A 22,964-nucleotide genomic window follows, 5' to 3' on the forward strand; every position below is an offset into this window, starting at 1 on the left:
GCGGACGTTGAACCGTGCCGATCCTGCCCCCACACGGCCCGTCATCACGACGGACGGCGCCACGAATGCCCACCCGAGCGTGAGATACGCAGTCCCGAAGCGCGTCGGTCGATGAACGCCTGGGGCCATGAAGTGAAGCCCTGCGCGCGGCACACCGACGCCGGTCGTCGGCTCAACGGCTGGCGCGGAGAACCTTGAGGCGAGTCGCGCCTGCCCGAGTCCGACCGAAGCGATCGAGCCCACGCCGACAGCGAAGTGCGTTGCACGAGCCGACGCAGTGCCAACTCCACCAGTCGGCGCGACGCCTTGCGCGACACCCGTCAGCGGAAGGTCAGCAGTCGGAATGCCGACGCCGCCTGTCTTGATCCCTGGCGCGTAGGCGAAGAGGTTGCGCAGACCAAGCAGGGATCGGACCGAGTACGCAAGGCCGACGCGCGACTCGCTGACTCCAGGCGCCTCGCCAACGATCGGGCGCGAGCGATCCCCGAGGCCGACCCCGCCGCTTCGGACGCCAAGCGCCCTGAAGTAGTAGCGCACATCGCCCAGCCCGACCCCGCCCTCTGGAGCAACGCTTGGTGCAACCTCGATGGTTGCTCGTGTGCCTATACCGACACCGCCTGTTGGCGCGACGCCGGGAGCATCGCGTGGAACGGTGCCGCCCGCGTCGTACCATGTCGCCCCTGCTGCCTCGCCTGACAACCGCGAGTACGCTGCTTCGTTGAACCACGAAGCCGATGCGGCCGAAGCGGAAGGGCGAACATAGCTCATGCTGGGATGACCCTGTGGATCAGGTCATTGCGAAGCGGAGACCCCGACGGGTACAGGTACGTGACCTGCACTTCCTGCTGGCTGGCAAACGGCCCAAGCGAGAAACTGCCGTCAGCAGCTGTCGTTGTCGCCCCAAGAAGCTCGCCTGTTCGCCGCAGGTACGCCCGAACGTCGGTCACGATCGGGTTGTTGTTCTGGTCCGTGACGGGGTCCGCCGCAGTGGTTCCAATGTACTTCTCAGACAGGCTTGCCGGCGCCTCGTCCATGATGTACAGCGCAACCGTCACAGGCTGCACCCAGGTGCGCGTCCACGACCCGACCTGATACTCGTTCAGATACCCGCCCTGATTGCACGCCCACAACTTCGTGCCGTCTGCGCTTGGCACGATGCTGTAGACGAGGCCGGTCCCGCCAGCGATCAGCAGCGTGCGCGTCGAACCGACGAGGTCGTAGGCGTAGATCGCCTGCGATCCAGAGGAGCCGACGTAGAACCTATTTCCGTCCGGGCTGTATGCACAGCACTGCGCCGCCGCCACTGGGCCGCCGCCAGGCGTCGAGGACACGGCGGTCCAATCCGCGATGTTGTACACCCACACGTAGGGCAGCGCAGCGGTGCCGGTGATCGCCACCTTCGTGCCGTCAGGATGCACAGCACACCCGGTCCCGTTGCCACCGAGCGACGGAGTGCCCGACATCTGCGTCCAGTCGCTCGTGTTGTACCCGTAGAACCCCGGCGAGCTCTGGCAGGCGACGAAGAGCTTGCTCCCGTCGGGCGTGAATGCGATGGCGTTCACTGCCCCGGAAGGGTTTGCACTGAGCCCGGTGACTTTCGTCCATCCAATCGTCTCGTAGATCGTCAGGAACGGCGCCGTGTTGTGGCCGACTGCGAGATACGCGCCGTCAGGGCTGAACTTGCAGCAGACGCCGGTCCCCGCAGGGTTCCCGCCCGAGATCGTGATCGGGCTGAAGGAGGCTGCGTCGTAGACGACGAGGTACGGACTGCTCGTGCAGACATAGGCGATCTTCGTCCCGTCTGGACTCACCGATACCGCACGCCCGTTCGTTGGCACTGCCGCGGTGAACTTTGCGGAATCCAAGCACCGCGTCAGTCCGACATAGGCGGCCAGGGGCGGATTCGCGGCGCCCGTAACCGGGACAAAAAGCAGAGACACGATTGCGCCTCAGAACGCGAAGATCTTGAACGCGCCGTTGTCCCAGTTCACGGTCACGTCGGAGCCGTTCGTCGTGAAGGGGAAGCCCGACACGTCGCCGTTGAAGTGCAGCAGGATCGATGTCGCCGGATTCCCGGTGTCCACGTAGGTCACGACGCCCAGGGCGATGTCGCCCGCTGCAACGGCGCTCCAGGTCACATCCGCGGCATCGAACGCACCGCCTGCGACCGACTTCGAAGTCAGGGTGATGTCTTCATCCAGCACATGCGCTGCGATCGTGCTGTAGAACTCATCGGTCGTGGCGTTCGGCGTGTAGGTATTCGCCACAAGGGCGGCCTTGATCGAATCACTGATCAGATTGAACTGACCGGTCATGGCCTTCTCTTTGGCCTTGGTGTAGATGAATCGCGCCATGTTGTTTCTCCTTTATTTCCAGCAGTTTTATGAAGTTCACACCTACTGCACTCGGGCCAGTACGCGCGAGGCTGGTGTGCGGACAACCGCGCCGTCTGTTTGCGTGCGAACGATCGACTCGTGCTGCTGTGTTCTCGCGGCGAAGGCCCCCGTGCTTGTCCGAGCTTGAACAGCGCTCACGTCTTTGGTGTGCGCCAGCGCAACGAGCACGGTCTTGCGCACGCGCTCAGCAGCCGATACCAGCGCAACGATCTGTGAACTGCCGCCGCGCGCCGTTGGTGCCGCGATCGTGACTCCGCCCATTGCCCCCTGCCCGGCCACATCGACTCCGGGCGCCCCGTTTGGCGCAAGCAGGGTCCAAGCAGGCAGAGGGGCGTCGGCCACCGCTACAAAGTCGCCGTCACTGGCAGCGGCTACGAGTAGCAGGGGTTCGATTGCTGCGTACGCCGTCAGCTCCTGGGCTGCGCTGGCTGCGGGCGCTGTAATGGAACTCGGCGCGAGTCCGCCCTCACCTACGGCAATCGCTTGTGCGACTGCCGAGGCCGTAACCGGTGTGAGGCTGAGGGGCACCACTGCCGCGCCGGCCGCGACATCCGCCACGACAGTGCCTTGCGCTGGGGTGGCAGACAGCCCAGGCAACGGCGCCGCAGCGCGCGCTTCTGACACGGCGGTAGCGTTCGTCTCGGGCGGCGTGATCGCTACAGCAGCTACACCACCGGCACCGCACACGAGCACAGCCTGCGCTGCGTTAGGCGGGGTAAGGTCGGCCGTCTGGAATGCCCCCAGCGCGTAGCCCGCCGGTATCGACAGAGCCCCCGGCCGGGTGACGCCGATCTGCCGGAGCTCTCCAGAGCCGAATGCTTCGGCCTGCGTGCCTCCCGCGCCAGTGGGCGGCTGAACCATCACACTCGAGATTGTGCCTGCGGCCTCCGTGCGCGCAGTCGCACTCGCTCTCGGTGTAAGCAGAGAAGTCGTGGTGAGGCTGCCTTGCCCACCGCCCATGCCTTGCCCGCCACCGGCGGTGGGCGAGAGCATCATTGGCGCCAGTGCGCCGGCTGCCTCGCCAATGTTGAGCACACCCCCCGCACCCGATGGCGCGACAAGCGTTACGCTGCTGCACCCGGCCGCGCCGGAGGTCCGCGTGTCGAGGGTCGCCTGAACCGCGGAAAGTGAGACGCCAGCCACAGCCGCGACGGCGGCGGCGGAGGCTGCGTGCGCGCCGGACGGAGGGAGAAGCCACACATCTTGGAGCGAGCCTACCCAGGCACCCGCAGGTGCGGCGCTGCCGGCGGGCGAAGAAAGGGCGATGTTGTCGAACGCACCGCTCGCAAGCACCGCTGTTGTCGTTGTGACTGCCGCCGCGGGGGCAGTAAGTGTGGTGTTGGGCAGCGAAGCCGCACCAGAGGTCAAGGGGGTCGCTTCAGCTGCGGTCGGGTTGAGCGTGACCGAAGACAGGGGGCCATCGGCGGTAACGCCGGACGATGCCGCAACGGCCTTGAACGCGGCCACGAGAATGACGTGTTTGGACGAGTTCCCCGCGGTGTACTGCACTGTGCCCGTCGCGCCGGCGCTGGGCTTGACGCAGTCCCACACATACAAGCCGGTGTCCGACCCGAGCGCAGTGTTCAGCGCTACCCGGCGCTGCCAAACCGATGAAGGGTCGTTGTACGAAGTGATGTTGATGTACGAGGTGTTCTCGCTCGTCGCCCGCATGTTGCTGGCGGTGGTGTTGTCCGCGAGGGCAGCCACACCTACAAGCAGGCACCCTTCCTCTGTGGTTGTAACCCCCGCGCACGTGACCGCCGTCGAGTTCGCGGCGAGCGTCGCCGATACGCTGGCATCGAGCGCCGCCAGCGCCCCATTCGCATACGCAGTGAGCGCCCCAATCGCAATGTCGCCCCCGGTACGCGCGAACTGCGCGTTGGTATACGTCGGAAGCGTCCCGTCCGCCGTGGTGTAGAAAGCGACAAGACCGGAGCCGATGGACGAACTGGTGGTCGTGCTCGTGTTTCCGCCACTCTGTTGCTGGGCGAGCGTCCACCCCGACGGCACCGTAAACGCAGCATTGCCGCGGAACCCGATAGTGAAAACCAGCAGCCCGTTCACTAGCGCCGGGTTCTTGTATGCCGTACCGTCGACAGTGGTCGCAATCCCCGCATTCGACGTGATCGCGAGCGCCCCCAGCGCGGGGAGATACGCCACCCCTGTCGGGCTCCCCTGCCCGCCAATCCACGGGTCGCGGTACGTCCACGTGGCCCCGTCCGGACTGGTGTACACGATGTGGAACCGCGCGTCGTTCGCCCTCACCGTGAGGAACAGGTCTTCCGCGGCGCTGTACCCTACGAACGCCCCGCTCGCGCCTCCGTTTACCCACGTGACGCCGTCGGTACTCCTGAACGTAACCACGTCTGCGGCGGCAATGATCGTGCCAGTCGCGTTGACCGCGAAATCGCGGACCGCATACGAAGTGCTCGGCGGCGTCCTCGCCGTCCACGTCGTGAGGTCCGGGCTCGTCTGCAGCGCGCCCGCAGCACCCCCGACGATGTACAGGCCGTTGGCGTAGCAAATAGCGTTCGGGGTGATCCCGCAGTCGGCAGACGCCCAAGTGATGCCGTCGCTGGTGTAGTAGATCGTGCTGGACGCGGTGAGGCAGAACATCTGCCCAGTCGCAGGCAGATAGGTGAGCCGCGTGATCGCGGCGGCCGTCGTCGCTCGCGCCGTCTCGACTTCACCGTCCGGGCTCGTGCCGAGCGTCGTGCCCGACCCATACACGAGCAAAGACTCGCTCGGCAGGTACGCCAGCGCGTCGAGGTACGTGTAGAACGCGAAGTCCCAAACCGCGAGGTCGCCAGACGCGTACGCTTGGCCAGCCGCGACGATGAAGTATTTGTTGAGGTGCGGCGCCCACGTCAGCTGGGCGGTGCCGATCGGGGCCGTCTGCGGGGACTGCGCGCCAAGATTCCCCGACGTCGAGGTGTATGTCGGTAGGTTCTTGGAGCGCAGTACCCACGCCATAGTTACAGGCTCGCCGCGAAGTTGAAGATGTCGTCCGCCTGCTCAGAGGTAATCCCCAGCACAGGCAAGTGCTCGTTCAGTGTCGTGTTGCCACGCTCGAACGCCTGCGAGTCGTTGAACCAGATTTCCAGCTCCGGGTCGCCAGAAGTACCGACGTAACTCGTGATTGCCGGCAGCAAGCCGAGGCGGTGCAGGGCGCGTTTCATTTGCTGGCGCGTCACGGACTGGGCGACCGGGCGCACCTCAACGGGGGGCACGTACTGGAGCACCACCCACTTGTGCCCGGTGAAGTTGGCCCGCTTGCCCTCGGGGATCGTTGCAGGATCAGGCGGCACGACCTCCGTGCTGCGCCCCGGCAGCACTTCTTCGGTCAGCCAGCCCCAGTTGTCGAAGTAGTACGGCATGTCCTTGTCCTGTATGTGCAGTAGTCGCCCAGCGTTGCCGGGCTGTATTGCTGGGGGTTCGGCAGCCCGAGCGCTCTCGCGCACCACTCGCTGCAGAACTGCCCGCGCGCATCGCCGGGGCGGTTGAATACCTGCCGCCAGAACAAGTCGCCCCAGCCATAGGGGTCGCCTTGCGTCGATGCGAACGTCGATTTGACGAGCGCTGCGCTGGCCCACGGCAGGTCGACGAAATCCCAGTGCTCGGGGTCGAACTCGATGCGCTTGGCGCGCACCCCGCTGTCCATGATGCTGGAGGAGTACGCGACCCCGTCGATTACAAGCTCGCAGTGGCCGTATGGGCTACGCGTCCACCACCGAATGGCGGCGTTACCGATCCGGCCCTTCCCCTTGTAGAGCGCGAGCCTCATCTCGGCTTCCTCCACAGCCGCTTGATGCGCCACGCCAGCACGCCCAGAGCGAACACCCAGACGGCCCGGACAAACTCGTTCTCGCCCCATGGTTGCGGGTCAGTCGTCTCGCGGTCCCAAGTCACCCCTTCGTAGCCCCAAGCAGCCTGCGCTGGGTGATCGAGTGGCGCTCCGGGGGCGTAGTGCTGTAGTCCTCCCGCACCGACAAACAGCACGTGCGGCCACCAGCGGCCGGGCACTGCTGCTCGACGCAGCAAAACGTACCCGGCTTCCTCCGTAGCTTGGCGGCACGCCGCGTCGATGCAGTTCATCGCGATCAGCGGTTGATGTAGAGCGGCGTGGTGAATGCGTGCGTGAAGCTGCCCGAGGTCACGCCCTTAGCCGAGCCGTAGTCGACGAACGACAGCAGCGGGTCGTTGGCGGCGACGCCCGTGCTTTTGTAGAGGATCGCGCCGACGACGCCGGCCAGCGTTACCCCTGTCAGCGTCGGGTCCGGCGCAGAGAACGTGATGGCCACGCGGTTGTTTGCCGCATCCTCCACGACGGACGCGACCGTCACTTCGAACCCACCCGCCGGATAGCCGCCGGTCGCAGCGTGCTCGCCGGTCACGTCCGCGCGGTCGTTCCAGGTGTCGAGCGCGGCCTCGTTCGGCGCTGCCGTCACCAGCAGGCATTTGAACGAGTCAGTGTTGAAGTTGATCGCGCCGGAGGCGAGGTTGAGCGCGAATTTCCCGAAGTTTGCAGATGCCATGATGGTTCCTTACGTGATGGTGGTGACTTCGCGCGTCACGGCCACGGCGCCGTACAGCAGCGGGGTTACGACGCCGGTCGCGTCTTCGATCTCGAGGTCATAGACCCCAGCCTTCCAGGCGAACGCGGCGGACTCCGCGGCCTCGATGCGCAGCACGATGCGGCTCTTGGCAAGGTCGAAGGAGATGTTCGGGCTGGCGCCGTCGCTGCGCAGCGTGTGCAGGACATTGCCACCGACCTTGTCCTTGATCTGCATGCGCGCTACTGCCCCGCCAAGTTCGCCTGGCGCGTAATAGACGAGGTGGCCGCCGGACTGGTACGCCTTGAACCGGGCCGCATTGATCGGGTTGAACTCGACGTCGTCGGCAGAGACGACCGTCGCGGGGCGAAACTCGGCGTCCTTCGGCGGGTTGTTTTCCGCATTCAGGTCCGTCATGCCAAGCGCGCCCATCACTGCGGCGTTCCAACCATCCGGCAGGCCGTGCGCCGTGGCGGTGATTCGCACCGGGGCCGACTGCGCAATGGCGGTGATCGGCTTGTAGACGAGGACGTTCGTCTCCCACATGACAGGGAGAATCCACGTCGAGCCCTGGCGAATCGTGAGGTCGAGCTTTCTCACGTCAGACCCCCAACGCCGTGCGCAGGAGGACGCGCGGCCACACGAACCACAGCGTGAATGCCATGCCCAGGTTGGCCCGCATCGTCGTCTCGACGGCCTCCGACCAGCGGCAGTAATCGCTCACCACCGGCCGCGAGTGGGCGACCTTCCAGTCGGCGAGTTTCGTCACAGAGGCATTCACCGCAGCTTCCTCCGTGCGTCATCCCAGCGTGCGTAGATCGTCAGCGCAACGCCGAAGATCGTTGCGATCGGGGACAGGTACTGAAGTGCCGATGCGCCGAGGAACGGCGCCACGGCGCCAGCCACTACCGTCACGTCTTCCGGGGTGATCGGGATACCGGTGACAGCCTCCGGCGCCCCAGTGGCAACGCCAACCGCAGCGCCCGCGGCGGCGATCACTGCGCCGGCCACCGTGCGCGACTTCACGAGCGGTTTCACGGTCGGCTCAAAGCCGGCCATGACTGCAGCGCGCTCGAAGACGTCTTCGCCGTACCACTCCTTACGGCCATAAACCGTGGGCTCACCGTTCTCGTGGCGCACGATGGCGCGGGCCAGGGCGACGTTGATCTCGCGGTCAAGGAAGTCCAGCGACTCGTCGGGGTCGAAGCCGGTCAGGCGGGAGACGTGCTGCACATAGGCGCTACTGTTGTTCTCGGCCGGCGGCGCCCAGCGGTTGATCGCCTCGCGCATCGTCTTGATGCCGTAGCGCTCCTGGTAGTTGATGAGGATGCGCATCAGCGCGCGGATGCCGGCCTCCGGGGTGTCGAAGACGAGGAAGCGGCTGTCAGCGGACTGGTCCGCGCTCATGCCGAGCCAGCGGTCCCTGCCGCGCTCGACGTTGCCGGGGTTGTTGTTGCGGATGCCACGGGGAAGTTTCTTGGTCATCAGATCACTCCAACCTTCTTGACGATCATCAGGACGGCCGCACCGGCTGCAGCCCACAAAGCAGAGAAAACCCAGGTGCTTGACTGCTTGTGCAACGGGATATCCCGCTCGATCGTTGCGACACGGCTCTCGATCGCGGACAGCTTCATGTCGATCTTGTCGATGGACTTGAAGGCCCGGCTCAGTGCTTCGTTGGCCTGGGTCTGCCGTTCTTCGATGAGCGCCAGCTTTGCGACGGACTGCGCAAGCTCCTTCATCACCGACCGGACTTCGCCTATGTCATCGGACAGGATTGCAAGGCGTGCGACGATGACTTCTGTGTTCTGGTCAGGCATTCCGGGCTCGTTGGGTTCGTTTCGCAGTCAAGGATTGATCCGAACGGCCGCCTGCTCCAGCCCTACAGGGGGAGCCCTATAGCCAAGCGACGATCCGGTGCGTCTCGTCATGCCGTGTGCTCGCGCGCAAGTCGGCGTCGGGCCTGGAGCCGAAGAAGCGCGAGAACTCGGCCTCGGCGATGCGCGACTTGTCGGGGTTGAAGGTTTCGGCGTCGGGTAGCGAGTAGCCGATGTGCAGCGCCCACTGCACGAGGTGGACGTGATGAAATGCCGGGATCTCCGGTTCGTCCTCGTCGCTCTCGATCGCCTTCGGGAGTCGGTAGCCTTCGAGCAACAGCGTGCCGGCTACGCTCGGCGCGGGAACGATCTGAAGCACGTTGGCGTCCTGCACGAGATAGGCCGGCTCGCCCGCGGACTCATCGCGCCATCCAGGCCGTGTCGTGTCCATCCACTCGCGCGAGACAAGGTGCAGTCTCGTCGTTCGATCGCCCTGCCTCCACGACTGGCTGCTGATCTCGAACAGGCTGGTCGGAATCGTGACAACTGCCTCTCCAGCGGACAGTCCGTGCTCGCACAGATCCGGATTGGCTGCAGGGACAGCGCGCAGAAGGCGAGCTCGGACTGCCGCCTCCTGCTGTGCCTCATTGAGCCAGTCGTCGATGTCCTCGTCCTGCCACAGATACGGGCGGGCCGTATCTTGGGCCAGCAGACGGACGCGACGCCGGAGGGCTTCGCGCTTCATGTCAGCGCGCTCCGAACTGCTCAATCAGACTGATGACTTGCTCGCGCAACACCTTCACGCTCTTACGCTTGTCGAGGTTCGTCTCGTACTTCATCGCGTAGGCTTCGAGTGCGTCCTTGTCCATCGTGTCAATGAGCATCAGCATGCCCTCGGTTTCGTTGCGCTCGTCCTGCTCGCGCTGGGCATGCGCCGCGACAACGGCCTCGACGTCTCCGCCCTGGTCGGTCGCCTCGGATTCATCGCCGCGCTTGAACTCGGCAAAGCGCAGCAGGATCTTGGCTTCCCGCTCGGGTACGCGCTTCACGTCACCCGGGTTCCACTCGTTCCGCAGCGCAGTGCGGTCACGGTAGAACTTCTGGCCTTCATACTTCACAACGGTCAGTTTCATGGTGTCCTCATGTGAAAAAGGCCGGCCAGGGCGAACCCAGCCGGCCTGTTTCGTGCCGCTTAGGCCACGCCTTCGTTGATGGCGAAGACGATGATCTCGATCTCCGACGCCTTCGCGTTGGCAGCGCCGCCGGTCGTCAGCGTCAGCCACGCCTCTTTCGGCAGGGTGACGCTGGTGTTCGCGGTGGCATTGCGCAGGCGAGCGGCCGACGACATTACGAGCGCGGCACCGAAGTAGTCGTCGTCCTGCGGCACGGCGACGCTATCCACGCCATCGGCGTAGGCGAAGCCCACCTTGGCGGTGACGGACGCGCTCATGGCGGTCTTGATGACGATCTCGCTGTCGACGAAGCTGAAGCCGGGCGGCAGGATGCCAACCTTGACGGTGTCGCCCGATGCAACGGCCGCGGCCAAGTCACCGTCGACCACGGCGCCGGAGGCGTTGGTCTTCAGCAGGTAGCGGAACGCGGTGAGGTTCCCATAGGGGGCGGCACCGAGGCGGTTGCTCGGATTCTGCAATCCCAGCTTGGTGATGGTTGCCATGGTTCAAGTCTCCTTGGTGGCGGCCACCCTTTCGGATGGCCGCCGATTACTCAGGGCTGGCGTTACTTGCGAGCGCCGATGATGGAAACGGCGGTGTCGATGGCGACGACGCCGTGGTCGGTGAAGTGCTTTTCGCCGTTGCCCTGATCGACCAGCCAGCGAACCTTGCTGATGCCCTGGATAGCGCCGATCAACAGCTCCATCTTGTCGTCGTGGTCAAACTCCTTCTCCTTCCAAAAGAAGGGCATGCCACCGTGGCCGGATGCGGCAAACGCCTGAGCGATCGCTTGGCCGCCCAGCAGGATTGCGCGGTCGACCGCATGGGTCGTGCCGAAGCTGGCGTTGACCGTGGCGGTCGATTCCGTCTCGCTGGTGAAGCTGTCGCAGTAGTTCAGGGCGTCGCCCGCGTAGAAGCGGATCGGCTTGGGCATCTTCATCAGCAGGATGCCGTTCCACAGGCCGCACTCGCCAAGGAACAGCGGGTGATTCTTGGCCTTGGCCGCGCGCGCCAGGGCATTGGCCTGGAACTGGCGGAAGCTCGGATCTTGCGAGAAGGCGTGATACTGCGCAGGGGAAACCAGGAGAACGCGCAGCGGCGAGTCTTCGGCCACGACGTCGCCGGGGATCTTGACTGCCGGCGGCGGCAGGGCGATCGACTCCATCACGGTGCGAATGGAATCGACCACGTCCATGCTCAGGCCGTCAGTCGTCGCCAGATCCACGACGCCACCCGTCTGCGAGAACTCTGCGATGCCGTTGGTGCCGTCGGCGATGAAGTGGCGATTCTTCGTCGGGGCGCGCACTGCATTGATGGCGATCTCGGCGAACTCGGGGTGCGATGCGACCGGCACGCGCCACTCGATGTTGTCGTGGAAGCCACGCGCGCCAGCCATGTGCACCAGCAGAGACTGGTCCATGTAGCTGTCCATCAGCGACTGCGCAACCGGACGGCCCATGCGGCGGAAGTCCACCGGCGAGCGCAGGCTGGTCATGGTGTCGCCGAGATCTACCGGGAAGCGGGCTTGATTCACGCGAACCCGCGACGTGTCGTAGGAGAGGCCGGTGCCCTTCCCTTCCGCGGTGCGGCTACCCATGATCGGGTAGGCGCCAACCGGCTGCAGGAACTGGAACTCGACCTCGTCGCCCTTGCCGCGGGACAGATCGACGGTCTTGACGATCGGCAGGTCGGTGGAGGTCTGCTTGCGCACGACCTCGCCGGCACGCGCCTCGCCCTTGGGCATGGGACCGGACAGGCGGCCCAACGTGGAGTTGCGTTGCATCGACTGGGCGAAGAGGCCCGCGGCGAGAACGCGCTGCTTATCCGCGGCGGTTGCCGGGACGTTGGTCTTGGTGGTCATGTTCAATGACTCCTATGCGTTCAGATGAGGTTGTCCAGCAGGTCGTCGATGCGGTCCGAGGACATGGAGCCCATGCGTTCGAGCAATGCGGCTGCATTCCCGGCTGCGGCGAGGGTCTGCTGCGTTTCGTCCATCGGCGCCGCTCCAGGCACATCGGACAGGGAGTTGGGCACGCGAAGGGCGGGCGCCTCCGGCGCGGTGCGTGCGGTACTGGGCTGCTGCGGCTTGGTTGCGCGGAATGCGTTGAAGACCTCGATCACCTCTTGCGCGGAGCCCTTGGTCAGCGCGTGCTCGACGCCGGACTTGGCGAATGCGGGCAGACTGTCGCGCCACGACGCGAACTCGGCCGACTCGACGATCTCGTCCGCGTCCTTGTGGGCGGCGTAGATGGCGTCGTAGTGGGCGCTCGTCGCGGTCTTGGCTTCCTGGGCACGAAGAGGGGCGAGGCGATCGTCCAGCGCGGCCATCAGTCGAGACTCGACCTGGGCCATTGCGCGGCGATTCAACTCGGCCACCCCCTTCGCAAGATCCTCTTCCGAGAAATCGCCGAAGATCGACACGTCGACACCTTCGGCCATGGCCTGCGTAGCGGCAGCGAGGTTCGCATCGGCTGCGGTCTGCCCTTGACCGGCGGCTGCGCGGTCTTGTGCATCGGCCTGGGCGGTTGCGATGTTCTGCTGTTGCTGCGAGGACAGCCCTGCGATGTGCTGCTCAAGCTGCTCGACGCGCTCGCGCAATGCGTTGCGCTCGTTACGGGCCTCGGCCAGCTTCTCGTAGGGGATCGTGTAGGCGCCGGACTTGCTCAGGATCGGTGCGCCCTCGACTTCCGTCTCGGTGGCGCCGGCCTGCGGCTGGTCTTGGCCTTCGGTAGAGACGGCAGCGGGCGCGTCGTCAGTGACGGCGGCGTGCGACTGCTCGGTGTGTGCGTCATCTTCCTGAAGCGTCCCATCCAGGGCGGACTCCAGAAGTTCGGCGGCGGTCATGCTCATGTGCGCGCTTCTCCAAAGCTGCTTGCAACAATGCGCAGGCAGTGTCATTGGGCGAACACGTGAAGCTCCAGCCCTACAGGGGGGTCGGAATGAGTAGTCGCGCTACGCGCATTCTTGCTTTCAACAGCCTGTCGTGAGATCTAGGCACGAAAAAATGCCCGCACGGGGCGGGCTTGGCCTCATTGAGGCTCCGAACAAGTTCGGCGTGTGTTGCAGGCCATCAGTCGTTGCGCTTGCGGCGGACAACGATCCTGAACGGACGTCCGTTTGCGCGACGAATCACCTTGCCGTTCTTGAGGCGGATTGTCATCCTGAAGATGACATCGCCTTGTTCAGCCGAGGGATCGAAAAGGTCGCTCTGTACCATATAAACCTCACAGGTCAGGCGCTATCAACACTCACGACCTTGCGAGACCTGCCGAATACGGCGTAGCATAGTGCTCGCTTTTGCCAAAGCATTCGTGAGAGGGATACTGGGCCGTCGGTTCAGTACCCTTTTACCTCGGGGCGCCCAAGTTGCAGCTTGGGCGCCCTTTCCTTTGAGCCGGCTATTCGCCGTCCGGATCAATCAGAAGAGACTGAGTTGACCAGGAGACGAACGCCAGTGCTGAACCACCGTTTCCCACCTTCCGAAACGGAACCGGCGGTATGCGCGCACGAAGACGTCCTTAACAAAGGGGTACGCCATGATAGGCACCTCCGATAGAACGTTAGAGGGTTTTGACTTGCCCTGGCGCCTTCGTCAGTACTACACTTCAGTGTCTTCCCCAAGACAACTCTTGACAAAGTGCGGTCAGAGAGGTAAGGCAGACCCTTTTTCGCCTTACCAAGGAGCCTGGAAGTGGTGGAACACTTCTGGGCTCTTTTCTTTTGGAGTGTTAAGGTCACTCTCACACTCCTAGGCCGTGTGGCAGGCGCCTGAGAATGCCGTCTTTCGCAAGCCGCGCTAGACGATAACTTGCACTCTCAACACTCGTTCCACATGCCTCAGCGAGGTCAGCGACCGATGCAATCGAGTTACATGCCTCGATGGGCATCATGATCGCAGCGGTGAGAGCCTTTGCCTGCCATTCGGAGTCCTCGAAAAACCGGTGCGATTCAGCTCCAGCGCCTCGCTGGAGTGTGAGCGCGTGGTTCAGTACGATGTGCGACATCTCATGAACAACCGTGCTGCGCCCAAAGACATGATCCTCATGGACCAAATCGTAGATATCCGCCCGGAAGACGATCAACTGTTTCTGTGGCACCGCAAAGGCGGCGCAGTCATGCACTTTGTCCACCTCCTCGACCTTCAACTTGTAGCCAGCGTGTGGTAACAGCTCTTCAAGAATCCGCACACAATCCAAGCGGATCGAACTACCGGGTGTAGTGGGGAGCACCCCCCTCAGTTCGTCCGCTATCGCCTCAAGCTTTGCATAACTTTGCGGCGCAACCTTGTAGCCAGTGGGGGATCTCAGTCGCCCCCCGACGCAAATCGTTGTCATTTTCTTGAGTCTCCCGTTTTATCCAGCTCCGATAGCCACCGGGTAAATTCGTCAGAAGGGGTGGCCCCTTCTTGAAGCCTGCGGGCGAACGCTGCCACCAAGTGTTTCGCATCTCCATTCAGAGCCTCAGTGCTCACGAAATCCTTGGACATATCTGCAGCGGTCCGCAGCGCCCCTAGCTGCTCCGGGCTACACAAGACGGAGAAATAGTCCAGCGCCGACTGGGTATGTTTGTCGTTCAGCTTCTTCTCCCCGAACTCAATCGAACTGAGGTGCGCAGAACTGATACCCATTGCTTCGGCCATCGATTTCAAGGTCAAGCCGTTTTTCATCCTAAGTTGGCGCGCCAACTCTCCAAACGGTGTGAGTTTCATGCCAGGCTCCTTTCGCCATACACCATGCGCTCTCGGAAAACCTTTTAGCACACAATGTTTTCCATACGGCAACGATCTTATCCATTTAGATAACACCAGTCAACCTACGGACGCTCTCACGTATCCCATTCACACTAGCTGCGCCCGGCCTGCCATATTCACCTCGAGCACGAAGCGAGCCGCACAAACCAGATTGCCGCCAGATGGAAGCACGCCTTATGGATAACCTGTCCTTACCATTGAAGAATGGGCAGGCGATCGCCCTTAGGTGTGCGCTCTGAAAACCCTTGACGAAACAGCGATGACCCCCCTATAATTCTTTGGTTGTTGAGAAAATATTTAAAGCGCAGGTAACTCTTCATGACCATGAAGACCGCTACCTGCAACTCAGCACACCCAATTCAGACCCGAGTCTGCTATGAAAAGCTGGCTCGGGTTTTGCTTTTTGAACGAGCAGAAGAATAGCGCTAACTCGCCGCTAGCGCAAAAAAATAAATTAGTTTAAAAACAGAGGGTTGCAAAAATCCTCGTGTATCAATCGTTCTGCCATACAAAATATAGTGCTGAATTTCCGTTCAGGGACACTTCTCACCGCCCCAAACAGAACGAAGAGTTGCATGTCCGCTTCGAATGCGGCCCCGGCGACTGACCTGAAGGTGGCGCCTTAATCGAAGAACAGCCCGCTCTTGACGGGCTGTTCGGTGTCTACGATGGTTCCGTGAGATTGTCACGCGTCTCCGGCGTCTCAATCCCTGCCATGGGCGAAGCGCCCTCGTCCGGCACCGGGGGGAACGTCGGGCTGGTATTCTGCCGCACCTCGGGCGCAGCCTGGGCCTGTTCTGCGACGGCGGGCGCGGTCGGCTGCGGGAAGTTGGGGTCGTCGCCCATCGGATTCGGGCGCTTGTAGCCTGCTCCCTGCATCACGACGTCGGCGATCGGAGCGATCTGCGGCATGTGTGCGACTTGCGCGCCGGCCTGCATCGCGCTGAATGCCGCCTGCACGCCGGTCTGCACCGCTTCGGCCATCAGCTTCTTGATCTTGGCCTCGCTCTCGGATTCCTTGATAGCGAGCTCGCGCTCCTTGAGCTCGAACATCAGTTCGCGCTTGATCTGCTCGCGCAACTGCTCGGGGTCCGCCTGCGCCGTCGCCTGTCGAATGGCCTGCACGATCTGATCCTTACGCGGCAGATCCATGAGGTCGATCATGAACGGCATCACGACCGTCTGAAGCTTTTGCGGCAGTGACTTCACCGACTCAGACAGTGCGGCCAGTTGCTGTGCGCGGAAGCTGCTGGAACTGGGCACATCCTCGAGGGCGACCATCAGGCGGGTGCGCTGCACGTCGTTGCTCAGGTACTGGATGCCGGTGTCGGGATCGATCTCGGGGTGATTCAGCACGACGGTCCGCGGCGGATTGAGCGTGTCGCCCTCGATCACGATGGTCTGCTCGGCCTTGCCCATGTCGGTGATGATGAGCGACATCAGCAATTCGCCCACCATGCGCCGCGCTTCCTTGAAGTTGTCCATCAGATCGGCGACGGCGACCTGGGACTGCTCAAGCTGCGTCTGCTCCTGAATACCCGATGCTGCGGTGCCCTTCTGGCCCTGGAAGGCTGCCGTGATCCCGCTGACGCGCTCCATTGCGCGGCGCGAGTCGTTCATCAGATCGAACTGCTGCGCATTCAGTTGGAAGTCGCGCTTGACCTCGAAACGCGCGCCGGGCCGGGCCATATGGTCCGCATCTAGGGTGATGTCGGCGTCGACGCGGGCAGCCATGCGCCGGAACACCTCATCCGTCATGGCGACCGCGCCCTTTGTGCGCTCGATGCGCGTCGCCGACATGCCCCAGCGCAGCTTGCTGATCGAGGCGTTGAGGTTGTCCTGCGGGAACAGCATGTCGCGCACGAGCCCGTAGGGAATCCCGGTCATGTCCTCGCGGTTCCCCCACACGGGCACGTAGGGGAAGTGCTGGTGCGGGTGCGGCGTCGGGCCGTCATGCAGGCAGTGCGGCCCCATGAAGTAGGCGCGGCGCATCTTCGGGATGATCTGGCGCTCCAGCACGCCACGCCCAGCATGCAGCATCGCATCGTGGGCCGGGTTGCTCGGGTCGTACTCGACAGCGCGGCCGGTGTGCGCTCGCAGGATTGTGACCTCGGCCCAGCGGCGATACCAGAGCTCGGTCAGGCAAACCTGCTGGTTCTCGTCGTTGTACCAGTTGTCTTCCTGCACGGTCCATGCGCGCTCTGCGTCGATGGCCTGGGCGAGCCCGGTTGACTGCCCGCCTTCGAGCATTTCGCCGGCCAGATCCGCAATCCACTTGTCCGCGGAGTGCATGATGATCGTGGCGTGCTCGGGGAACATGCGCGCAGCGCGCTGCCTATCCACCCAGCGACGGCGGAACAGCCAGCGGGCGTCTTCCAGATCCGGCTCGACGCTCTGCATGTCCCACCAGATTTCGTTCCGGTGGACTGCGCGGCACTTGTACGGGAACTGGAGCGCGTTCGAGGCGCGCGTGACCTCCACCCAGCCGATTCCGACGGTCGCGGCAGATCGGAAAGCATCGGACAGCGCGCGATCGGCGCGACTGTGCCGTTCGGCTTGGTTGAGCCGGTAGTTCAGCGCGTCGGCGACGTCCTGCCCTTGCGGGTCGCCGTCGGGCGTCACGCGCCAGTCCGTGCGCGTCTTGGCCTCGTAGCCGCACACCGCGCGAATGGCCGGGCCGATGATGTTCTCCTTGGCCGGCGGAATGCCGAGCATCTTCTGCCGCTGCAGCAGTTCGCTATCCAGCTGATTGCCGTCGGCGTAGTCTGCTTCCTTGTCCGCGTTCGCGCGCCAGGGTTGCTGGTTGATCGCCTCACGCACGAACTGGGCGAACTCGTCGACGGTGATCGGCGCGTCGGCCGGTTGCAGTTCCGTTTCGTCGGTGGTGTGGGTCTGTTCTGCGAGCATCGTTCGCTCCGGTGTGGGTCAGGTGCGCCAGTCGGGCGGCGGGGGTTCTTCGTAGTTCTGTTCCATCGAGGCCGGCATCACCGGAACGGCTTGGCCGATGTAGCGGAACATGTCGCTGCCGTGGCTGAACTCGTCGTGCAGCGGCCCCATGGGTTCGCCAGTCTGCGTGTGCAGCGCGCGGCGGTAGCGCTTCAGGCACTCCAGCAGCCGGCTGGTCTTGTCTTGGTCGAAATAGCACCGTGGGAACAGCATGCGGGCGACCTTGATGCCTTCCTCGACGCTTGTCTGTGCCAGAACGATCGGCTTACGCCCCATTTCTCGCAGAAGATCCTCGGTGCTCTTTCCCGTCTGGAAATTGCGCGTGCGGCCATCGTGCGGCAGATAGTCGTGACCCCAGCGATACGGGCGGCGCTCGATCTGCGCCACATACCAGTCGAGCGTGCGGTGCGAGTCCTCGATGTAGTCGATGATCCGGACGTCCATTGGCGAGCGCTGCACGAAGCCGATGGTCATGGCGTCGTTCCACCCCAAGTCCCACACGGTGTGCACCGGCAGCAGCGGGTCGTAGGGCACGCGCGCGACGCGGTTCTCGGCGTAGAGCGCTTGGATCTCGTGGCGATAGATCGCACCTTCGGCTACGGTGCGCGGTTTGCCTTCCCAGATGTGCTCGTAATCCTCCAGCAGCATCGAGCGCTTGGCCTTCAACCGCTCCTGGTTCAGCACTTCCGGGAACCACGGATTGTCGCGCCAGTTGATCTCGCAAACCCAGGTGTCGGGCGACGGCGTTGCGATGAATCGCTGGTACGTCTCGTCGGTGTCCATGTCCGGGTTGAGCGTCAGCCATATCTCCGATCCGTCCTTGCGGATGGTCGGGATGAGCACGTCCCATGACTTCTTGCTGACGCCGTGGGCCTCCTCGACCCACACAACGTCCACGCCCTCGAATGACTTGATCGAATCGACGGTGTGCGACTGCAGGCCGGAGAACAGGAACATCGAGCCGTTGGCGCCGCGGATCTCGGTATCGAGCACCTCGTAGAAGTCCTGAAGACCAAGGCGCACGATCGTGTCCTTCAGCAGGCGATGCACCGAGTCGCGCATCGACTTCTGAACCTCGCGCGCACACAGGATGCGAAGCGGCCTGTCTGCGGCAAGCACCAGCAGCGCGGCAGCGACAGCCCACGATTTCCCGCCACCACGGCCGCCGTGCATCACCTTGTAGCGGCGTGGCGTGAAAAGCCCTTCCAGCTTCTCGGTGATCTGCAGCTTTGCTATTGGCGGCTCGGCGAGCATCACGACTCGTCATCCTCGCTTCGAGCGGGCGGGCGCACGAACTCAACGGCAATGCGGGCCTTGATCGGCCCTCCTCCCTCGCCGACGTGCTCCTGCGTGACCTTGTCGCCAAAGCGGCGGGGCTTGAGTTTGCCCATAAGCCACTTCTTGTTGTCGGCCTCCAAGCGCACGATCGCTGCCGACGCCTTATCGACGGTCATCAGCGGCCTGCCGTCGACCACGATGGGCATCCCGGTATCTGGATCGAGGACAGGCACCCACGCCTTGTTGTGAAGTTCGGCCAGCTCTTCGGCCATGAACTCAGCCTGGGCCTCCTTCGCGCGCGCGTACTGGTCGCAGATCGGGTTGGCGCCGTTCTCGTCTTTCTCATTCAGCCAGCGTGCGACAGTTGCATAATCGGGAAGCGGGTGGCCTTGGTGCCCGGCGGCCAGAATGGTGGTGATGCTCTTCGAGCTTGATGCGATCGCATTGCACACCGCATCCATGACTTTCTCGCGGTTCCATTCCTTGCTGTTGATCTTGAACGGGTTGGCCGGTGCTTTTGCTGCAGCCTTGCGCGCAGCGGTGCCGGCGACTCGCTTCCTCGCGGCCGGCTTCTTCGGATCGGTGGACGTGGCGGTCTTACGAGTCATGCGCGGCATGCTCGCCAGCAGCCACGCGTCAATCCAGCCCTACAGGGGTTTAGGCCTTGTTCGATGCCAGCAGCGGCAGCGCCATCTGCTCTTCGGCATGCGCTGAGGTCAGCTCCTGCACGAGCCGCTCGAGCCTCCGCACCTTCGCGCTGAGCGTTGCTGCCATGAACTCCGCCTCGTGACCAATCTGAATGGCCGCGTACTGCTGCCCTGAGCCGGCCATGAGCTCACCGAGCACGCGAGATTCGCGCGGCGTCAGCTGCATCACTGTGTCCCCGATCTCGAGCACCGTCGTCCCGTCGGGCAGAAGCGTCCGGGTGATGAGCCTGGCCGGCTTGTGCTGCTCCATCGGAACGAAGACCCCGCGCTGCACCCGGCGAATCTTGCCGTTATCCAGCAGGTAACCAAGGCGGTCGTCGATCGTCGTCAGCTTCAGGCCGGTGAGTTCGGCCAGCGTCTCCCGGGTCACGATCTGCTCACGGGCGTGGATGTCCTGCACTGCCTCGAGCACGATCTCCGCTGTCGACTTCTTCGCGCAGCCCTGCTCCTTCACTCGAACACCTCCGCCGGCTGAACAATCACCTGCGCCATCGGACGCATGCCGTAACGCTTGCGAATCGCGACGTCGGTGATCTGCTTGTCGTCGCGCCACACGATGCCGTTGCACGCATCGGCGATCGCCTTGAGCACGTTGTCGCAGTCGGGCTTCGTGGTCGGGCGGATCTGCCCATCGAGCGCCTGGTTGCGCTTCTTCATCGACCAGGATGCCGGCGGCACCGTCACGAGGACCATACCGACGGCCACCGCGCCCTCCATTGGCGCACGTCCAGCCATGGCCTCTTGTGCCGCCATCGCCACCAGGTTCTCGTAGCGCGCAGTCTTCTCCGGCGTGTGCATCCGCACGCCGTCGCCCATCCTGAACGCTCTTGGGCGCCCCTTCCCTACCGGCTCACCCGGCACGACGAACTCGATCACCGCCAATCCCCCCTCTCCCCGCGATTGCCCTTTGCCCACTGTGCGTTCGCATCCGGAAGCAGTACCGAGTACCCGCTGCTTCGCTTCATCGCCTCGACTGCAGCCCGATTCCCCTGCGCCCGAAACCGCAGCAACTGGCGCACCAAACAGCGATGCTTGTGTTTCATGCCCCATGACTCACCTCGTTCGCGTTCAGGCAGCAATAGCGTCATAGCCTGCTGCAGCCCATGCACTGACCTGTTGCTCCGCGCTCATGCCGCGCTCCTGCCGTCGATCACGCGCAGCGGCTGCGAGGCCTCAATCGCAGCGGCCGACGCAGTCGCGAAGCCGATCAGCGGTCGTCTCGTTCCGCCCTGCATCACCGCTTCAGCCTTGGTCGCGTCGCCGATCAGTCGCGGCGGATCGGAACGCAGGCCGCGACGTACGTTTTCCGCCTCGGCGATACCAGTCAGGACCGGCGGATACTCGGGTCTCTCGTTGCGCATGGCGTAGCCGCGATAGCGGTTCTCGAACTCCTTGGCAACGAACGGCCACTCGTCCTCGCTCTTCGAGCTCAGACCAACCCATCCGCCCATGTCGTGGAGCACGCGGTGGATCAGGGCATCGTCGAACGCCACGCTGGCGTAGGGGCCGACGTGGCGCACGGCCTTGTCGATCTTTGCCCAGGCGCGCAGTGCGGAGTCCTGCGTTGTGCCGCCGAGCATGCGGCGCACGTCGGCAATCTTCGGCATGAACTGTCCGGTGTCGGGGTTCTGCACGTGGGCGTTCAGCGCGTGGCGCACGGCCGGCAGGTCAAGGTCTTTCAGCCCCTGCCAGTAGATCGCGATCACGCCCGGCGAGAGCGGCTTGCCGCAGTATTCGGCCACCGCCTGGAGCATGTCGGAGAACGCGTCGAATTCGTGTTGCTGCATGGGTTCAACCCTCGCCGAAGATCAGTCGCTTGGCCTCATCGGCCGCTTGTCGATTGCGGTCTGCCAACGTCGGGGATGCTCTCGGCAGCGGTCGCACCTTGGCCGCATCGCGGCGCCGGCCTTCAGCGGTGGCCAGCACCCAAGCCATGCCCTTGCCGGCCGCGTTCGGTTCGGCAGCAATGCCGCACAGCTCGTCGGCGGTGATGCCGGCTTGCAGCAGGGCGAGCAGTTTCGGGTGGCCTGGATTCACGCCCTGGATGCCCGATTCCCGCATCCGTCGGCAGATCGTGCCGGCCTCGGTGGGCTCGACTTCGGGGGAAGGCTCGGCAGAGGCGAGCGCGCCCGGATCCTCGTGCGTGCTACTGCGGTTCAGTGATTCGCTCGCTTTTGGTTCACCTGGTGTCTGGTGTCTGGTGCCTGGTGCTTGGTGAGCTTTCTGCTGGGTTTCGGAATCGGAACCCGACGAAAACCCATCGGGTTTCTGCTGGGTTTCCGAATCAGAACCGGTTGGGTTTTTGCGAGGACGCCCACCCTTCTTGCCGTTCTGCTGTGCCGTAACGATGCGCTGACGCGCTCGCTCGATTTCCTCGTCGGCACGCCCGTTGTGCCACACCCCATCGACCAGTTCGAAGAACTCCTCCAGCACGACATCAACGGCCTGGCGCTCCTCGTCTGAGCGAGCCCTAGCAAGGCGATAAGCCTGCGCCGCGGGGATGCCTGCCTCCGTGGAGTAATAGCGGTCGAGCAGGATGCGATACGCCCCGTGCTCAAGCATCGAGAGATGCCCCGTGTCCTTGGCGTAGTCGCCCAGGTGGTGCTCGTAGTAGTTCATCTGCCCACCCGCACATTCGCCAGCACCGCCTTCAACAGACCTGAGCGGCATGGAGTGAGACAATCATCCCCCCATGAGAAGAACGCGGTGAGGTATGCCAATGAACAAGTGCGACGACTGCTTGAAGCTACCCAAGGGGCGCCGCGCACCGCCACACCGAAGCCTCGCAAGCGTTGGCTATGCGGGCTCGTACGCCCCCGCCGGACAGCGGGCCGCGAACATTGAGAAGTACGTCTGTCGAGCGTGCGGGCAACGCTGGACGTTCGAGAACGACTCCAACGACGACTTCGTTGGATGGACAGAGCAGAACTGACCGTCACCTGAGGGGCACCGCAAGCCGCATCGTCCCCCACTTCGCGCGAGACGCTTACGACGTGGCGAATCATGCCGTCGCCCGCCACATGGCGCCTCATTCCCGCCCCCTACCCTTTTGTATTACCAAATCACGAAGCCGCGACGGCAGGATGTCGACATCGTCCTCATCCATGCAGTCGACCGTGATCAGGAACCGTGCGTACTCGCCCATCGTTGAGAAGCCCAATGCCCGCGCACGGCGCAGACCGAGCGTCTTGAGCTCTGCGGGCATTCGGAGCGAGAAACCATCGTCCATCGCGACGCCTGACGAGTCGGCCGCGCGGCGCGAGAACTGCGGATCGTCTCCGGCAGCGGCCTCGCCGGCCGGCTCTCGGGCGAACCAGGTGAAAGGATTGAGCAGAGACACTAGCG

At 63.8% G+C, this 22,964-nt stretch carries 26 protein-coding genes; all 26 read right to left on the reverse strand.

The genetic code is table 11. The features are described 5' to 3' along the window. Positions 1–764: 764 nt before the first annotated feature. Positions 765–1,940, reverse strand: a complete 1,176-nt coding sequence (locus tag AC731_RS05330; protein ID WP_062450051.1) for a WD40 repeat domain-containing protein — start codon at positions 1,938–1,940, stop codon at positions 765–767. Positions 1,941–1,949: 9 nt separating this feature from the next. Continuing rightward, positions 1,950–2,354, reverse strand: a complete 405-nt coding sequence (locus AC731_RS05335) for a hypothetical protein (RefSeq protein ID WP_048709828.1) — start codon at positions 2,352–2,354, stop codon at positions 1,950–1,952. Between the two features lie 42 nt (positions 2,355–2,396). Continuing rightward, complete coding sequence (locus tag AC731_RS05340; protein WP_048709831.1) at positions 2,397–5,369, reverse strand: hypothetical protein; 2,973 nt, start codon at positions 5,367–5,369, stop codon at positions 2,397–2,399. A 2-nt stretch (positions 5,370–5,371) separates the two neighbouring features. Next, a complete protein-coding gene (locus tag AC731_RS05345; RefSeq protein WP_048709833.1) occupies positions 5,372–5,773 on the reverse strand; it encodes a hypothetical protein in 402 nt (133 codons plus the stop codon). Next, the gene (locus tag AC731_RS05350; RefSeq protein ID WP_048709836.1) at positions 5,740–6,180 is read right to left on the reverse strand and encodes a hypothetical protein; all 441 of its coding nucleotides are present in this window, start codon (positions 6,178–6,180) and stop codon (positions 5,740–5,742) included. The genes AC731_RS05345 and AC731_RS05350 overlap by 34 nt, the downstream gene beginning before the upstream one ends. A 316-nt stretch (positions 6,181–6,496) precedes the next feature. Further along, complete coding sequence (locus AC731_RS05355; protein ID WP_048709839.1) at positions 6,497–6,931, reverse strand: hypothetical protein; 435 nt, start codon at positions 6,929–6,931, stop codon at positions 6,497–6,499. A gap of 9 nt (positions 6,932–6,940) precedes the next feature. After that, positions 6,941–7,495, reverse strand: a complete 555-nt coding sequence (locus tag AC731_RS05360; RefSeq protein ID WP_048709843.1) for a hypothetical protein — start codon at positions 7,493–7,495, stop codon at positions 6,941–6,943. Between the two features lie 55 nt (positions 7,496–7,550). Beyond that, complete coding sequence (locus AC731_RS05365; protein WP_048709846.1) at positions 7,551–7,730, reverse strand: hypothetical protein; 180 nt, start codon at positions 7,728–7,730, stop codon at positions 7,551–7,553. Next, positions 7,727–8,434, reverse strand: coding sequence for a hypothetical protein (locus AC731_RS20120; RefSeq protein WP_205626636.1), 708 nt, complete (start codon positions 8,432–8,434; stop codon positions 7,727–7,729). The genes AC731_RS05365 and AC731_RS20120 overlap by 4 nt, the downstream gene beginning before the upstream one ends. Further along, on the reverse strand, positions 8,434–8,769 hold the full coding sequence (locus AC731_RS05375; RefSeq protein ID WP_048709849.1) for a hypothetical protein: 336 nt from the start codon (positions 8,767–8,769) through the stop codon (positions 8,434–8,436). The genes AC731_RS20120 and AC731_RS05375 overlap by 1 nt, the downstream gene beginning before the upstream one ends. Before the next feature lie 76 nt (positions 8,770–8,845). Beyond that, the gene (locus AC731_RS05380) at positions 8,846–9,511 is read right to left on the reverse strand and encodes a phage adaptor protein (protein ID WP_048709851.1); all 666 of its coding nucleotides are present in this window, start codon (positions 9,509–9,511) and stop codon (positions 8,846–8,848) included. Between the two features lies 1 nt (position 9,512). Then, on the reverse strand, positions 9,513–9,899 hold the full coding sequence (locus AC731_RS05385; protein ID WP_048709853.1) for a hypothetical protein: 387 nt from the start codon (positions 9,897–9,899) through the stop codon (positions 9,513–9,515). A 59-nt stretch (positions 9,900–9,958) separates the two neighbouring features. After that, positions 9,959–10,441: a hypothetical protein gene (locus tag AC731_RS05390; protein WP_048709856.1), complete on the reverse strand. Its 483-nt coding sequence runs from the start codon at positions 10,439–10,441 to the stop codon at positions 9,959–9,961. Between the two features lie 62 nt (positions 10,442–10,503). After that, entirely contained in the window at positions 10,504–11,799 is a 1,296-nt protein-coding gene (locus AC731_RS05395) for a phage capsid family protein (RefSeq protein WP_062450053.1), read from the reverse strand. 20 nt (positions 11,800–11,819) lie between these two features. After that, positions 11,820–12,788 (reverse strand): hypothetical protein, encoded by a 969-nt coding sequence (locus AC731_RS05400; RefSeq protein WP_048709860.1) that lies wholly within the window; start codon positions 12,786–12,788, stop codon positions 11,820–11,822. 220 nt (positions 12,789–13,008) lie between these two features. Next, positions 13,009–13,155: a hypothetical protein gene (locus AC731_RS20025; RefSeq protein WP_169800053.1), complete on the reverse strand. Its 147-nt coding sequence runs from the start codon at positions 13,153–13,155 to the stop codon at positions 13,009–13,011. A gap of 523 nt (positions 13,156–13,678) precedes the next feature. Then, entirely contained in the window at positions 13,679–14,083 is a 405-nt protein-coding gene (locus tag AC731_RS05405; protein ID WP_205626637.1) for an ImmA/IrrE family metallo-endopeptidase, read from the reverse strand. A gap of 185 nt (positions 14,084–14,268) precedes the next feature. Further along, positions 14,269–14,646, reverse strand: a complete 378-nt coding sequence (locus AC731_RS05410) for a helix-turn-helix domain-containing protein (RefSeq protein ID WP_048709863.1) — start codon at positions 14,644–14,646, stop codon at positions 14,269–14,271. Positions 14,647–15,351: 705 nt separating this feature from the next. After that, positions 15,352–17,595: a portal protein gene (locus tag AC731_RS05415; RefSeq protein WP_062450055.1), complete on the reverse strand. Its 2,244-nt coding sequence runs from the start codon at positions 17,593–17,595 to the stop codon at positions 15,352–15,354. Between the two features lie 18 nt (positions 17,596–17,613). After that, the gene (locus AC731_RS05420) at positions 17,614–18,888 is read right to left on the reverse strand and encodes a PBSX family phage terminase large subunit (RefSeq protein WP_048704803.1); all 1,275 of its coding nucleotides are present in this window, start codon (positions 18,886–18,888) and stop codon (positions 17,614–17,616) included. After that, a complete protein-coding gene (locus AC731_RS05425) occupies positions 18,888–19,520 on the reverse strand; it encodes a terminase small subunit-like protein (protein WP_156480648.1) in 633 nt (210 codons plus the stop codon). Before AC731_RS05425 ends, AC731_RS05420 begins: the two co-directional genes overlap by 1 nt. 49 nt (positions 19,521–19,569) lie before the next feature. Next, a complete protein-coding gene (locus AC731_RS05430) occupies positions 19,570–20,073 on the reverse strand; it encodes a hypothetical protein (protein WP_048704808.1) in 504 nt (167 codons plus the stop codon). After that, positions 20,070–20,495: a RusA family crossover junction endodeoxyribonuclease gene (locus tag AC731_RS05435; protein WP_048704818.1), complete on the reverse strand. Its 426-nt coding sequence runs from the start codon at positions 20,493–20,495 to the stop codon at positions 20,070–20,072. The genes AC731_RS05430 and AC731_RS05435 overlap by 4 nt, the downstream gene beginning before the upstream one ends. A gap of 251 nt (positions 20,496–20,746) precedes the next feature. Continuing rightward, positions 20,747–21,406, reverse strand: a complete 660-nt coding sequence (locus AC731_RS05440; protein WP_048704811.1) for a DUF6475 domain-containing protein — start codon at positions 21,404–21,406, stop codon at positions 20,747–20,749. A 4-nt stretch (positions 21,407–21,410) separates the two neighbouring features. Beyond that, a complete protein-coding gene (locus tag AC731_RS19460; protein ID WP_082794257.1) occupies positions 21,411–22,238 on the reverse strand; it encodes a YdaU family protein in 828 nt (275 codons plus the stop codon). Positions 22,239–22,647: 409 nt separating this feature from the next. Beyond that, positions 22,648–22,959, reverse strand: coding sequence for a hypothetical protein (locus tag AC731_RS05450; protein WP_048704814.1), 312 nt, complete (start codon positions 22,957–22,959; stop codon positions 22,648–22,650). Between the last annotated feature and the right edge of the window lie 5 nt (positions 22,960–22,964).

This window comes from Thauera humireducens, from assembly GCF_001051995.2.
GTDB classification, from domain to species: domain Bacteria; phylum Pseudomonadota; class Gammaproteobacteria; order Burkholderiales; family Rhodocyclaceae; genus Thauera; species Thauera humireducens.

What these genes read in the sequence shown, in the direction of transcription:
- AC731_RS05335 (WP_048709828.1), bottom strand. Translation starts at nt 2,354, where the DNA reads ATGGCGCGATTCATCTACACCAAGGCCAAAGAGAAGGCCATGACCGGT.
- AC731_RS05340 (WP_048709831.1), bottom strand. Translation starts at nt 5,369, where the DNA reads ATGGCGTGGGTACTGCGCTCCAAGAACCTACCGACATACACCTCGACG.
- AC731_RS05345 (WP_048709833.1), bottom strand. Translation starts at nt 5,773, where the DNA reads ATGCCGTACTACTTCGACAACTGGGGCTGGCTGACCGAAGAAGTGCTG.
- AC731_RS05350 (WP_048709836.1), bottom strand. Translation starts at nt 6,180, where the DNA reads ATGAGGCTCGCGCTCTACAAGGGGAAGGGCCGGATCGGTAACGCCGCC.
- AC731_RS05355 (WP_048709839.1), bottom strand. Translation starts at nt 6,931, where the DNA reads ATGGCATCTGCAAACTTCGGGAAATTCGCGCTCAACCTCGCCTCCGGC.
- AC731_RS05360 (WP_048709843.1), bottom strand. Translation starts at nt 7,495, where the DNA reads ATGTGGGAGACGAACGTCCTCGTCTACAAGCCGATCACCGCCATTGCG.
- AC731_RS20120 (WP_205626636.1), bottom strand. Translation starts at nt 8,434, where the DNA reads ATGACCAAGAAACTTCCCCGTGGCATCCGCAACAACAACCCCGGCAAC.
- AC731_RS05375 (WP_048709849.1), bottom strand. Translation starts at nt 8,769, where the DNA reads ATGCCTGACCAGAACACAGAAGTCATCGTCGCACGCCTTGCAATCCTG.
- AC731_RS05380 (WP_048709851.1), bottom strand. Translation starts at nt 9,511, where the DNA reads ATGAAGCGCGAAGCCCTCCGGCGTCGCGTCCGTCTGCTGGCCCAAGAT.
- AC731_RS05385 (WP_048709853.1), bottom strand. Translation starts at nt 9,899, where the DNA reads ATGAAACTGACCGTTGTGAAGTATGAAGGCCAGAAGTTCTACCGTGAC.
- AC731_RS05390 (WP_048709856.1), bottom strand. Translation starts at nt 10,441, where the DNA reads ATGGCAACCATCACCAAGCTGGGATTGCAGAATCCGAGCAACCGCCTC.
- AC731_RS05395 (WP_062450053.1), bottom strand. Translation starts at nt 11,799, where the DNA reads ATGACCACCAAGACCAACGTCCCGGCAACCGCCGCGGATAAGCAGCGC.
- AC731_RS05400 (WP_048709860.1), bottom strand. Translation starts at nt 12,788, where the DNA reads ATGAGCATGACCGCCGCCGAACTTCTGGAGTCCGCCCTGGATGGGACG.
- AC731_RS20025 (WP_169800053.1), bottom strand. Translation starts at nt 13,155, where the DNA reads ATGGTACAGAGCGACCTTTTCGATCCCTCGGCTGAACAAGGCGATGTC.
- AC731_RS05410 (WP_048709863.1), bottom strand. Translation starts at nt 14,646, where the DNA reads ATGAAACTCACACCGTTTGGAGAGTTGGCGCGCCAACTTAGGATGAAA.
- AC731_RS05415 (WP_062450055.1), bottom strand. Translation starts at nt 17,595, where the DNA reads ATGCTCGCAGAACAGACCCACACCACCGACGAAACGGAACTGCAACCG.
- AC731_RS05420 (WP_048704803.1), bottom strand. Translation starts at nt 18,888, where the DNA reads ATGCTCGCCGAGCCGCCAATAGCAAAGCTGCAGATCACCGAGAAGCTG.
- AC731_RS05425 (WP_156480648.1), bottom strand. Translation starts at nt 19,520, where the DNA reads ATGACTCGTAAGACCGCCACGTCCACCGATCCGAAGAAGCCGGCCGCG.
- AC731_RS05440 (WP_048704811.1), bottom strand. Translation starts at nt 21,406, where the DNA reads ATGCAGCAACACGAATTCGACGCGTTCTCCGACATGCTCCAGGCGGTG.
- AC731_RS19460 (WP_082794257.1), bottom strand. Translation starts at nt 22,238, where the DNA reads ATGAACTACTACGAGCACCACCTGGGCGACTACGCCAAGGACACGGGG.